The sequence below is a fragment of the Sporocytophaga myxococcoides DSM 11118 genome (assembly GCF_000426725.1).
GTDB lineage: Bacteria > Bacteroidota > Bacteroidia > Cytophagales > Cytophagaceae > Sporocytophaga > Sporocytophaga myxococcoides.
The window spans coordinates 308,097-321,580 of sequence record NZ_AUFX01000006.1 but is presented as its reverse complement, the minus strand read 5'-3'; the positions used below and the strand labels follow the sequence as shown (position 1 = coordinate 321,580).

Here is a 13,484-nt window from a genome sequence, read left to right as displayed (position 1 = left end):
ATAATTTCTTTTGTTTCGGTTAATTTATTTGAGATCAGAATATTACACAGATGTCTGCTAACGGCGGGAAAAAAGATGAGTTTTTGCTAGATGTTCGAAATTTAAAGACATACTTTAAATCTGAAGATAATATTGTCAAAGCTGTAGATGATGTTAGTTTTCAACTCAAAAGGGGAGAAACTCTTGGCATCGTTGGAGAATCCGGCTCCGGAAAGTCTGTAACAGCGCTTTCTATTATGAAGCTTGTTCCTAATCCGATTGGTCAGATTGTTGGTGGCAGTATTCTTTTTAATTCTCCAGATAAAGGAATTATAGATCTTACTAAGATTTCCGAACGGGAAATGCAGCATGAAAGAGGCAATGAGATCTCCATGATCTTTCAGGAGCCAATGACATCTCTCAACCCGGTATATACCTGTGGAGATCAGGTGATGGAGGCCATTCTCTTACACCAAAAGCTTTCCAAAAAAGAAGCCAAGCAAAAGACTATAGAGCTTTTTGAAAAAGCAAAACTCCCAAGACCAAACGATATTTTTGACGCATACCCTCATCAGATTTCAGGTGGACAAAAGCAGAGGGTAATGATTGCCATGGCTATGAGCTGTAATCCATCCGTGCTTATAGCAGATGAACCTACTACAGCTTTAGATGTTACGGTGCAGTCTAGAATCCTGGAACTCATGAGCCAGCTCAGAGATGAAAATAATATGTCTATTATTTTCATTACACACGATCTTGGTGTAATTGCAGAAATTGCCGATAGAGTAATGGTGATGTACCACGGAAAGGTAGTAGAGTCTGGTACCACTTACGACATATTTAACAATCCTCAACATCCTTATACAAAAGGGCTCCTTGCTTGTCGCCCGAGACTGGACATGAAATTACGGGTTTTACCTGTGGTTTCAGATTTTATGGAAAAGGATGAGTCAGGCAATATTGTAGAAAAAAAGGATCATAAATTTTCTTCTGTAGGGCATGCCTTACTTTACAACTTTGTTTCGGAAGATGAAATCAAAGATCGTCAGGATGATCTGAAGAAAAAAGAGCCGCACCTAAGAGTTAAAGATCTGCAAACTTATTTCCCTATCTCCAAAGGACTATTCGGAAAAGTTACGGATTATGTAAAAGCAGTAGATAATGTTTCATTTGATGTATATCCTGGCGAAACATTAGGCTTAGTAGGTGAATCTGGTTGTGGGAAAACAACCCTTGGAAGGACAATTTTAAGACTAATTGAACCAACCGGTGGAGATATTTATTTTGAGGGAAAGAGCATAAAAGATGTTCAGGGGGAAGATCTGAGAAAGTTGCGTAAAGATATGCAGATCATTTTTCAGGATCCATATTCTTCCCTTAATCCAAGAATGACTGTCGGTGAAGCTATCATAGAGCCGATGCGTGTAAATGGAGTTCTGGAAAGTGATTTCCAAAGGAAAAGAAGGGCGATAGAGCTTTTAGAAACTGTTAGTTTAAGTTCCAAGCAATTTGAGCGATATCCTCACGAGTTTTCGGGTGGACAAAGACAAAGAATATGTATTGCCCGTGCTTTAGCTTTAAATCCTAAATTTATAATATGCGATGAGTCTGTTTCTGCACTCGATGTATCAGTTCAGGCACAGGTACTTAACTTGTTAAATAAGATTAAAGAAGATTTTAACTTTACCTCTATTTTTATCTCTCATGACTTGTCTGTAGTGAAGTTCATGTCAGACAGAATTCTGGTAATGAACAAAGGGAAAATAGAAGAAATAGGATACGCTGAAGAAATATATAATCACCCTCAGTCAGAATATACAAAGAAATTGATAAATTCAATTCCAAAAGGAGACCTTGCCGCCATCAGGTATGCTATGTTGAAGAGGAGTCAGGGTCGGTAACCTCAAGAGTCATGACAAAAAGCAGAAATAAACAGGATAAGCCCGGACATGAAAATAATATAAAAGACAAGCTTTTGAATTTGCTCAGCAAAGCAAAATCAAAAGCATATTCTTTTAAAGACATTATAAAAAAAGTAGGCTTAAAAGATCAGGCAGTAAAAGGCCAGTTTGCCACAGAACTTGATAATCTAGTCAGGTCGGGCCAGGTAGCAAGAACCCAGAGCGGTACCTATAAAATCAATTATAAATCAGATGGGAATCACATTGTCGGTCGTGTAGACCATGTCAATCAGCGATTTGCCTATGTCATTTCAGAAGATTCCAAGGAAGATATCTGGGTGAGTGCAAATAATCTGAAGTTTGCATTTGATGGAGATATCGTAAAAGTACTTTTGAAGGGTAAAAGAGATAGAGGCCGCAGTCCGGAAGGGGAAGTAGTAGAAATACTTGAAAGAAAAAGAACCGATTTTGTCGGAAAAATAGAATTATCTCCACGTTTTGCATTCGTTGTTCCTAACAGCAGGAAAATTTTCTACGATATTTTTATTCCTTTAGATAAAATCAAAGACGCCAAAGAAGGACAAAAAGTAGTAGCCAGAATTGTTGAGTGGCCAGATAAAAATCATAATCCTGTAGGAGAAGTAGTAGAGGTATTGGGTAATGCAGGTGAAAATGATGTAGAGATGCACTCTATTATGGCAGAATATGGCCTGCCTTGGGAATTCCCGGAAACAGTAGAAAGGGATGCGGATAGGATTCCAGTTGAAATAGCTGAGAGTGAAATAAAGAAAAGACGAGACTTCAGATCGATTACGACTTTTACTATAGATCCCGTTGATGCCAAAGACTTTGACGATGCTCTGTCTATAAGAAGACTGGAAAACGGAAATTGGGAGGTAGGAGTACACATTGCTGATGTGACTCACTATGTAAGGCCAGGTACGCCACTTGAAAAAGAAGCATATAAAAGAGCAACTTCTGTATACCTGGTGGATCGTGTGGTCCCGATGTTGCCGGAAAAGCTTTCCAATAATCTTTGTTCTTTAAGACCTCATGAGGATAAGTTGACTTTCTCTGCAGTCTTTGAGATGGATCACCAGGGTAAAATTCTGGATGAGTGGTTTGGTAAAACCATTATTCATTCTGACAGAAGATTTGCCTATGAAGAAGTGCAGGAAATACTTGAAGGAAAAGATGGGGATTTCAAAGATGAAATCTTTGCCCTGGATGAATTGGCGAAGATAATGAGGGCTGACCGCTTCAGAAGGGGAGCAATTGCTTTTGAAACAGTAGAAGTAAAATTCAAGCTGGATGAAAAAGGCAAGCCGCTTGGAGTATTTCCAAAGGTTAGAAAAGATGCGCATAAACTTATAGAAGACTGGATGCTTCTTGCAAATCGTAAAGTAGCCGAATATGTCTATTTTATGAAAAAGGGAGATGAGAAAAATACCTTTGTTTATCGTATTCACGACCATCCGGATCCTGAAAAGCTTAATTCACTTGCCATTTTTGCAAGAAAATTCGGTCATAACCTGGATTTAAAGGATAAAGATCTTTCCAATGCATTAAATAAACTGGTAACAGACGTCGAAAATACACCTGAGCAAAACGTGTTACAAAGTTTAGCCATAAGATCTATGGCGAAAGCAAAATATACGACAGACCCGGAAAAGCACTTTGGACTGGCATATAAACATTATACTCATTTTACTTCTCCGATCAGAAGATATCCAGATGTGATGGTACATCGCTTGTTGGAACATTATCTCAACGGAGGAAAGTCTGAGAACAAGACTTATTATGAAGATCTTTGCGAGCACTCTTCTGATATGGAGAAAGTGGCTGCAGAAGCGGAAAGAGCTTCTATTAAATATAAGCAGGTAGAATTCATGGAGACCATGATTGGTCAGGAGTTTGAAGGTATCATCAGCGGAGTGGTGGAATTTGGGATGTTTGTGGAGCTTGTTGAAACAAAATGCGAAGGAATGATCCGTCTGAGCGAACTAGAAGATGATTTTTATGAGTTGGACGCAGAAAATTACAGAGTAATAGGCAAAAGAAATAAAAAAATATTTACTTTGGGAGATCATGTAAAGGTGAAGGTGATGAACACCAACCTTGAAAAACGAAGTATAGATCTTGCTTTTGCCGGAAAATGATTTTCAGTCAAGAAAGAGCTTTAAATAAGCTTGACACTGCATTTAATGCACACAGTCCGGGTAATTCACCCGTTGAACTTTACGAACCTATAAACTACATTATTTCCCTTGGAGGAAAAAGATTGCGGCCATTGCTTACGCTTATGGCCGCAAATTTATTTTCTGAGGAGTGGGATAAAGCTATTAAGCCAGCCATGGCAGTAGAGTATTTTCATAATTTCACATTGATGCATGATGATATTATGGATAAAGCACCTCTGAGAAGAGGAAAGCCTACCGTTCATGAAAAATGGAACACTAACACTGCAATACTTTCCGGAGATGTGATGCTCGTGAGAGCTTATGATCTTTTGCTGGAATCTGAAGATTCAAAACTTAGGGAAATAATTACGGCATTTAATGATTGTGCATCTAAAGTCTGTGAAGGCCAGCAGCTGGATATGAATTACGAAAGCATGGAAGATGTGTCGATTCCGGCATATTTGGACATGATTCGTAAGAAAACTGCAGTCCTTCTAGGATTCAGTCTTAAGCTTGGAGGAATTATAGGAGGTGCAAAAGAAAAAGATCTTGAATTGCTTAAAGAATTTGGAGAAAACATCGGTCTGGCATTTCAGCTGATGGATGATCTTCTGGACGTTTATGCAGAGCAGGAAAAATTCGGCAAGAAAGTAGGCGGAGATATTGTAGCGAAAAAGAAAACCTACCTTTTAATAATTGCTCTTGAAAACAGCAAGGAAGCTGGAAAGAAAAAGCTTATTTCCGTGCTGGAAGATCAATCCCTGACTGATGAGGAAAAAGTAAAAAAAGTAAAAGAAATTTACGATTCTTTGAAAATAAAGGAACTAACTGAAGCTAAAATGTCTGAGTACTATAATGCAGGTATTCAAAAGTTAGAAAAAGTTGAAGCCCCATTAGTAAGGAAATCGCATTTGCTCCGTTTTGCAAACGGACTTATGAAAAGAGAAAGTTAATTATGATTACTATAGTATTAATACTCATTACCGTGGGATGCAGTTTTTATGCATGGAGTAACTCTTCGGTATATTCAGGATGGATGTTGAATCCATACATGGTCTCAAATAAAAATCAATATTACCGGTTCATCACTTCTGGTTTTATTCATGGAGACCAGATGCACCTGTTTTTTAACATGCTTTCATTTTTCTTTTTCGGATTAAATCTGGAGAGAGAAATGTCTCCATTATATTTTATAGCATTATATCTGCTTGGAATCATAGTATCTGATATCCCATCCTTTTTAAAGCATAGGAAAAGTCAAAGATACAATTCGCTGGGAGCCTCGGGAGCAGTATCCGCGGTGATATTTGGCTCTATATTGTATGATCCGTTAAATACAATAAGTTTATTCTTCATTTTGAGGATGCCAGGTTTTATTTACGCCATTCTGTTTTTGATATATTCTTATTATATGGGGAAAAGAGAAGGTGATTACATTAACCATGATGCACACTTTTATGGCGCTGTATTTGGTGTTGTATTCATATTATTGACGGGAGATGGTAATGTTCTTCAGAATTTCTTTGAACAGGTTAGTCACTGGGGAGGATTCTTTTAACAGAAGTTTTAAATACTTAGAATATTAAGATCCCATTACTGATAATTTCAGTGATGGGATTTTTAATTTTTAAGCTGGGTAAAATGGAGTCCATTCGTTTGTTCATTTCTAACCAAATGTCAAAATCTGACAAATTATTTTAATAACAGGGATATTTCCTTGGTCATCCTGAGCCTGCGAAGGATCTGATAGTCACAAAATAATTTGCAGTTTAAACCGACAGTTCCAGAAAGCACAATTTTCATTCTTTTGGAAAGTGCAGATGCTTCACAAGTTTAGCGTGAAGGGGCAAATATTCACTGAGTTGGATTTATCTTGAGTAGAAGAGAATGGCTTTGTTGTACTTACAAAAATAAAAAAGCCTCTTTTGAAGAGGCTTTTTTATAATATTTTATTTAGGAAATATTAAGCTTGAGGGAATGGCTCAACAGAAACGTAAGATCTGTTAAGTCTACCTTTTTTAAATACTACTGTACCTGCAGTTAGAGCGAAAAGAGTGTGATCTTTACCGATACCCACGTTTTTACCTGGGTGGTGAGCTGTACCTCTTTGTCTAACAAGGATATTTCCTGCTATTGCAACCTGGCCACCAAAAACTTTTACGCCAAGTCTCTTACTATGTGATTCACGACCGTTTTTGGAACTACCGGCCCCTTTTTTGTGTGCCATTGTGTTACTTTATTTAGAAATTTTTTCGATTAAAACTTTAGTTAATTGAGCTCTGTGGCCGTTTCTCTTTCTGAAACCTTTTCTTCTCTTCTTTTTGAAAACGATCACTTTGTCTGCTTTTTCCTGAGAAAGGATTTTTCCGGAAATTTTAACTCCACTTACTACAGGAAGACCAACCTGAGTATTTGCTCCGTCAGAAACCAAAAGAACTTGTGTAAATTCTACTTTAGAACCCTCAGTTCCTTCTAATCTATCTGTATAGATAAATTTATTTTCTTCTGCCTTATATTGTTTTCCGGCTATATCGACAATTGCGTACATAACAGTATTATATCTTTTTAAAAACGGACTGCAAATATAGGTACCGGAAATTGAAAAAACAAATCATTTTTTAAAATATCTATGTGGAAAACTATTTTTCTGGATTATAATGCCTGAAGCCTATTAAAAAAGTACAAAATAGAACCAAAAAATAACCTGTATTTTATTGTAATTTAATAGGTTTTGTTATATTTACTAACATGATTTTACTATCTCCGGTCCAGGTCTTCTTCCCTTTGATTTTTCAAGTCGTTTTTATCATATTTGTAACACAACTTTTCCAAAATCCTTATTTCATTTCCGAGAGTTCCTTTCTTTTATTAATCAGGAACAGGGGATTTTTTTCCTTATATAATACAGGGCGGGATAGTAAAGTTTGTCAGATTTTCCCCATTACGAACAGGGATGAATCTCTAAATGTTTTGATTAAAAGATATTAGATATAGTAATATGGAAAAAAAAGAACCATTACTAGAGGAAAATAAAAACAGGTTTGTCCTTTTCCCTATCGTTCACGACGACATCTGGCAGATGTATAAACAAGAGGAAGCCAGTTTCTGGACAGCTGAGGAAATAGATCTTACCCCTGATCTTGCAGATTGGGAGAAGCTTAATGAAGGTGAAAAACACTTTATCACTCACGTACTTGCTTTTTTTGCAGCTAGTGATGGTATTGTGAATGAAAACCTGGCTACAAGCTTTCTGGAAATGGTTCAGTATCCTGAAGCTAAGTGTTTCTATGGTTTTCAGATCATGATGGAAAATATCCATTCGGAAACATACTCTTTGTTGATTGATACTTATGTGAAAGATCCTAAAGAGAAAACCAAGCTTTTCAATGCGTTGGAGACAGTTCCATGCGTTGCGAAAAAAGCTGAATGGGCAATGAGATGGATTAGTCAGGGGTCTTTCGTGGAGAGATTACTTGCTTTTGCAGCGGTTGAAGGGATTTTCTTCTCCGGTAGTTTCTGCTCTATTTTCTGGTTAAAGAAAAGGGGATTGATGCCAGGTCTGAGCTTCTCTAATGAATTAATCTCAAGAGATGAAGGGTTACACTGCGATTTCGCATGTTTATTATATACTAAATATATTGTAAATAAACTTCCTGAAGAACAGGTTGTCGCTCTGATAACTGATGCTGTGAAAATCGAGCAGGAGTTCATTACTGAAGCACTTCCTGTAGATCTAATAGGAATGAATTCTAGACTGATGTCTCAATATATAGAGTTTGTTGCTGACAGACTTTTAGTTGCACTTGGTTGCAGCAAAGTTTATAATGTGACAAACCCATTTGATTTTATGGAGATGATCTCTCTTCAGGGTAAAACCAACTTCTTCGAAAAGAGGGTTGCGGAATATCAAAAGGCTGGAGTAATGAACGAGAAAGACAATAACCACAAATTCTCACTTGACGAGGATTTTTAGAGGTAAGATTTCTGCTTAAAATTACAAAAGCTGAAAGTTGTTGAATAAAAAAAGAAATTGATCGAAAAAATGCTGGAATTAAATTTTAAATGCATAATTTAATTCAGTCAAAAAACTAATAACCTTTACCCCCTGATATGCTAGTAATTAAACGAGATGGCAGACGAGAGTCTGTGAAATTTGACAAAGTCACGGCGAGGATCGAGAAGCTGTGCTATGGTCTTGACATGAATTATGTCAACCCGATTGATGTAGCAAAAAAAGTAATTGATGGAATTTATGACGGGGTAACAACCGTGGAGTTGGATAATCTTGCTGCTGAAATAGCTGCTTCTCTGACAACAAAACATCCTGATTACGCCATTCTTGCTGCAAGAATTGCTATCTCTAACCTTCATAAAGTAACAAGTAAGTCTTTCTCTAATACAATGAAAAGACTTTATACTTATGAAGATCCGAAAACAGGTGAAAATGCTTCTCTTCTTTCTAAAGAAGTATATGAAGCAATCAGAAAAAATGCATCTGTTCTGGATTCAAGCATCATCTATGACAGAGACTATAACTACGATTACTTCGGTTTCAAAACCCTTGAAAAATCGTATCTTCTGAAATTAGACGGAAAAATAGTTGAAAGACCTCAGCACATGTTGATGCGTGTTGCTATTGGTATTCATACTAACGATATCGATGCTGCGATAGAAACCTACAATCTACTTTCTGAGAAATGGTTTACGCACGCAACTCCTACATTATTCAACGCTGGAACACCGAAGGCTCAGCTGTCTTCATGCTTCCTGTTAACAATGAAGGATGACAGCATCGAAGGTATTTATGATACTCTGAAGCAATGCGCTAAAATTTCTCAATCTGCCGGGGGGATCGGGTTGAGTATACATGGAGTAAGAGCTACAGGGTCTTATATTAAAGGTACAAATGGTACTTCTAACGGTATCATTCCTATGCTTCGTGTTTTCAATGACACAGCAAGATATGTTGACCAGGGTGGTGGAAAGAGAAAAGGTGCATTTGCGATTTATCTTGAGCCTTGGCATGCAGACGTTTTTGAATTCCTGGATCTGAAGAAAAATCACGGTAAAGAAGAACTTAGAGCAAGAGATTTGTTCTATGCTCTTTGGATTCCGGATCTTTTCATGAAACGTGTGGAAGAAAACGGTGAGTGGTCATTGTTCTGTCCGAACGAGGCTCCTAACCTTGACGAGACCTACGGAAAAGAATTCGAAACACTTTACGAGAAATACGAAAAAGAAGGAAGAGCAAGAAAGACTGTAAAAGCACAGGAACTTTGGTTTGCAATTCTTGAGTCGCAGACAGAAACTGGTACTCCTTATATGTTGTACAAAGATGCTGCTAACAAGAAATCAAATCAGAAAAACCTTGGTACTATAAAGTCAAGCAACCTTTGCACTGAGATTATAGAATATACAGCTGCTGACGAAGTTGCTGTTTGTAACCTGGCTTCTCTGGCTTTACCTAAATTCGTTATTGACGGTAAATTCGATCACCAGAAGTTATACGATGTTACTTATGTAGCAACGAAAAACCTTAACAGAATCATCGATATCAACTACTATCCGGTAGAAGAAGCAAGAAAATCAAACCTAAGACACAGACCTATCGGATTAGGTGTACAAGGTCTTGCCGATGTGTTCATCATGTTGAGAATGCCATTCGAATCTGAAGAGGCAAAAGCTCTAAATACTGATATCTTCGAAACTATCTATTTCGCAGCGATGACTGCATCTAAAGATCTTTCAAAGAAAAACGGACCTTACGAAACATTCAAAGGTTCTCCTGTATCTAAAGGGATTTTCCAGTTTGACATGTGGGGTGTGACTCCTGCTTCTAACAGATGGGATTGGGAATCATTGAAGAAAGAAGTAAAACAACACGGTGTGAGAAACTCTCTGCTTGTTGCTCCGATGCCCACAGCATCTACTTCTCAGATACTTGGAAACAATGAGTGCTTTGAGCCATATACTTCAAACATCTATACAAGAAGAGTCCTTTCAGGTGAGTTTGTTGTAGTGAACAAGCATTTGATGAGAGACCTTATCAAGCAAGGTTTGTGGAATGATAAGATGAAAAACAAGCTTATCCAGGCAAACGGATCTGTTCAGGGTATCAAAGAAATTCCTCAGCATGTTAAAGATCTTTACAAAACTGTTTGGGAGATTAAACAAAAGACGCTTATCGATATGGCAGCAGACAGAGGTGCTTACATCTGTCAAAGCCAGAGCTTTAACGTACACATGCAGGATCCGAATTTCGGAAAGCTTACTTCAATGCACTTCCATGCATGGAAAAAAGGTCTTAAAACAGGTCTTTATTACCTTAGAACAAAAGCTGCTGCAGATGCTATTAAGTTTACAGTGGAGAAACAGGCAGATGTTGCTCTTGAGCCAGTTGTAAACAAAGAAGCACAAGATGCAGCATACGCACAGAAAGCAAGCGACATGGCTTGTTCCCTTGACAACCCGGAAGGATGTGAGGCTTGCGGAAGCTAATCAGTTGGCATTATTAAATTTAAGTACAAAGCCGGAGGTGATTTTTAACCTTCGGCTTTTTTGTTGGAAAAGAATTACATTAGCGCAGATCTTTTTTAATTTTTTAGCTAATGACCAATTTTAAGCTTAAACTTTGGCTTACCCTGGCAATTATAGGATTGACCGGAGTAGCATCGCTACTTTTATCAGATTTGCCATTGGCTAATTTACCTGCTGAGGTAAAGGAAAAAATCCCATTGGAGACCTTGAGGTTTCTTATACTGATAAACCCCACGATATTATTGTTAGTTGCTACAGCTATTGGAACAAATCTTTATGATAAGGTAAACCTATCCGTCCCTCTTTTTCAAAAACTACTTGATAAAAGGGATAAAACTTTTTTTGACTCAAAAGGGATTCTTTTGCAAGGCTTCGTCTTGGGAGTCTTAGCAGGGGTGGCAATAGTAGGAGTTGCATATTTCTTTAAACCCTTTCTGCCTAAGGTATTGTTGGAATCCAATGCTAATGTAAAGTTAAGTCTTATCACAAAGCTCTTATATGGTGGTATTACTGAAGAGCTGCTGTGCCGCTTTGGTTTGATGACTTTATTCGTATGGTTATTATTTAAAATTTCCAGAAGACTTAATACTGCAGTTTATTGGATAGCAATTGTTTTATCTGCTATTGTATTTGCTTTAGGACATTTGCCTCTGGTGTTTCAGTTAACTACAGATGTGTCTTTTCCTGTTTATGCTTATATCATTTTAGCTAACAGTTTAGGTGGTTTGTTTTTCGGTTATGCTTACTGGAAAAGAGGCCTGGAGTGTGCTTTTGTTGCACATGCTTTTGCTCATTTGGCAATGGTAGGTTTGAGCCTGGTTGGTGCTTGAAGATTTTTTAACCTTATTTCGATCCCCATCAAAAACTACCCCATTGAATGTTCTTGCATTCCAATCTGTATTGTGATGACACTTGCCTTGACGTTTTCATAGCATTGGTTGTATTGGTTACACGGGAAGGAAATACTCGGGCGATTGCCTTGTATCAATCTCTCGGTTTCCGAATTGAAGGTCGGCCTAGAAATGCGCATCAGCACTGCTGATGGGATGTATGAAGCAGATATTCCCATGTGTTGGCAATCCGAATTTTGAATTGAGATTGGAACAGATAAATAAAAATTCGACCAGCTTTCCTCTCCTATTATTGTTTCAACGTCTATTTGATTGGAAGGAATTACATTGTATATCAGATATATTAAGTTTAAACTATTCGGTTATGCCAAGGGTTATTAGTAAGGCCCCCTAAGATGACTTATTCAGATGAACAGAGAAGAAAATACCCGCAAAATATTGGAGTGTCTGCCTGACGGAATATTGGTAACCAATAAGGAGGGAGAAATCATCTTTGCCAATGCTCAAATTGGAGCACTTTTTAATTACAAACGGGAAGAGCTTTTGGGAAAACCTGCTGAAATACTTATACCAGAAGACTATCACAGCATACTTGATGAGTATCGAAAGGATTTTTTGGAGCATCCTTATGTACAACCTATCATACATCCCAGTGTAAGGCTCATTGGTATAAGAAAAGGGGGGGAGAAGTTTAATGTGGCAATTAGTTTAAGTTCATTAGAATCTGATCCATACGGAATCGTAATTATCTCTGCCATTCGTGATATTACAGAAGCTATCCGGGTAAAGGAAGAACTGAAAATGACTCAGGAAACTTTTCGCCGAATCTTTGAGTCATCTCTTAATGGGATAGTGAAATATGAATTTATAAGAAATGAAAAAGGCGAAATCATTGATTTTAAATATGTAGTTGCGAATAAAAGAGCTTTGGAACTCACAGAGAGAACTGAAGAAGAAATGATTGATAAGACTATCATTCAACTCAATCCCTGGATAAAGGATTCCGATATCTTCAAAACTATGCTCAGGGTATCTGAAAAGGGGGATACGGAAACTAATGAATTTCAATCAAAAAGAAAAGAGAAGCCGGTATGGTACAAAGTAAACTTTGTAAGGCTGGATGAAGGAATACTACTCACATTTGATGATATATCCATTGCCAAACTGGCTGAAGATAAATTAAAAGTGACTAACCTGGAACTTGAACAAAAAGCGGAAGACAGAACACAAGAGCTATTAAGATCTAATGAAAAACTTAAAAATATTAACGAGAAGCTTGATAGATATGCATACATGATCTCCCACGATCTGAAGGCTCCTCTTGCAAATATTGAAGGAATTGCATCATGCTTAAAGCAGGATTATGCCGGTATACCTTTAGATGAAGAAGGAAGTGAAATGCTTGAAATGATGGCAGCCAAGATCAATGACATGCGAGGCATTATTGAAAATGTATTACAATCGGCTAAAGATGCTATCAGGAGCAGAGAAGTCATTAACTTAGAGAAAACAGTGCACGAGATAATCGAAACTTTAAATCCTCCGTCTCATTTTCACTTCTTCATACAGCAGAGCCTTCCTCATATTAAATATCCCAAAGCATCTATTGTTCAGATATTGCAGAATTTGTTGAGTAACTCCATAAAATATATGGATAAACCTAATCCGTTAATTACCATTTCCTATTCTGAAAGTGAGAGTTACTATATGATTTGTGTTACTGACAATGGAATGGGAATACCTCCGGAAAAGATGAATGATATATTCAATTTATTTGAGGTTGCTCATTCTGATAAATGTGATATTGAAAGTTACGGAATCGGATTAACTATTGTAAAACAGCTTGTAGAAGAAAACGGTGGTAAAATATGGGCTGACAGTAAATTAGGGGAAGAAACTAAATTTCATTTTACTGTTCCTAAAAATTAAGATTTTTTTTCAATGGTCGGGGATTTTATTCAAACTTAGTATTTGAAAAATATAGTATTATAATTTTTTAAGCTAAGAAGAAGATAAAGAAAGGAAGTAGCCTTTAC

At 37.3% G+C, this 13,484-nt stretch carries 10 protein-coding genes; 8 read left to right on the top strand and 2 right to left on the bottom strand.

Annotated features, from left to right (window positions below; translation table 11 throughout):
- Nucleotides 1–50: 50 nt before the first annotated feature.
- From K350_RS0109895 to K350_RS0109880, 4 genes are read left to right on the top strand one after another with little or no spacing between them, the layout of a single operon-like run.
- The gene (locus tag K350_RS0109895) at nucleotides 51–1,880 is read left to right on the top strand and encodes an ABC transporter ATP-binding protein (protein ID WP_028979777.1); all 1,830 of its coding nucleotides are present in this window, start codon (nucleotides 51–53) and stop codon (nucleotides 1,878–1,880) included.
- An 11-nt stretch (nucleotides 1,881–1,891) separates the two neighbouring features.
- Complete coding sequence (rnr, locus tag K350_RS0109890) at nucleotides 1,892–4,039, top strand: ribonuclease R (protein ID WP_028979776.1); 2,148 nt, start codon at nucleotides 1,892–1,894, stop codon at nucleotides 4,037–4,039.
- Entirely contained in the window at nucleotides 4,036–5,013 is a 978-nt protein-coding gene (locus K350_RS0109885) for a polyprenyl synthetase family protein (RefSeq protein WP_028979775.1), read from the top strand. Before rnr ends, K350_RS0109885 begins: the two co-directional genes overlap by 4 nt.
- 2 nt (nucleotides 5,014–5,015) lie before the next feature.
- Complete coding sequence (locus K350_RS0109880) at nucleotides 5,016–5,618, top strand: rhomboid family intramembrane serine protease (protein ID WP_342665043.1); 603 nt, start codon at nucleotides 5,016–5,018, stop codon at nucleotides 5,616–5,618.
- A 405-nt stretch (nucleotides 5,619–6,023) separates the two neighbouring features.
- Here the strand turns inward: K350_RS0109880 and rpmA are convergent, their stop codons facing one another.
- Together rpmA and rplU are read right to left on the bottom strand one after the other, a co-directional pair.
- Entirely contained in the window at nucleotides 6,024–6,287 is a 264-nt protein-coding gene (gene rpmA, locus K350_RS0109875) for a 50S ribosomal protein L27 (protein WP_028979773.1), read from the bottom strand.
- 9 nt (nucleotides 6,288–6,296) lie between these two features.
- Complete coding sequence (gene rplU, locus K350_RS0109870) at nucleotides 6,297–6,608, bottom strand: 50S ribosomal protein L21 (protein WP_028979772.1); 312 nt, start codon at nucleotides 6,606–6,608, stop codon at nucleotides 6,297–6,299.
- A 450-nt stretch (nucleotides 6,609–7,058) separates the two neighbouring features.
- Here rplU and K350_RS0109865 point away from each other — a divergent pair, with 450 nt between their 5' ends.
- From K350_RS0109865 to K350_RS0109850, 4 genes are all read left to right on the top strand, one after another.
- On the top strand, nucleotides 7,059–8,033 hold the full coding sequence (locus K350_RS0109865; RefSeq protein ID WP_028979771.1) for a ribonucleoside-diphosphate reductase small subunit: 975 nt from the start codon (nucleotides 7,059–7,061) through the stop codon (nucleotides 8,031–8,033).
- 137 nt (nucleotides 8,034–8,170) lie between these two features.
- Complete coding sequence (locus K350_RS0109860) at nucleotides 8,171–10,558, top strand: ribonucleoside-diphosphate reductase subunit alpha (RefSeq protein WP_028979770.1); 2,388 nt, start codon at nucleotides 8,171–8,173, stop codon at nucleotides 10,556–10,558.
- A 110-nt stretch (nucleotides 10,559–10,668) separates the two neighbouring features.
- Nucleotides 10,669–11,427 carry a CPBP family intramembrane glutamic endopeptidase gene (locus K350_RS0109855; protein WP_028979769.1) on the top strand — a complete coding sequence of 253 codons (759 nt, stop codon included), beginning with the start codon at nucleotides 10,669–10,671 and terminating at the stop codon, nucleotides 11,425–11,427.
- Nucleotides 11,428–11,856: 429 nt separating this feature from the next.
- Nucleotides 11,857–13,377, top strand: a complete 1,521-nt coding sequence (locus tag K350_RS0109850) for a sensor histidine kinase (protein ID WP_028979768.1) — start codon at nucleotides 11,857–11,859, stop codon at nucleotides 13,375–13,377.
- Nucleotides 13,378–13,484: the final 107 nt, after the last annotated feature.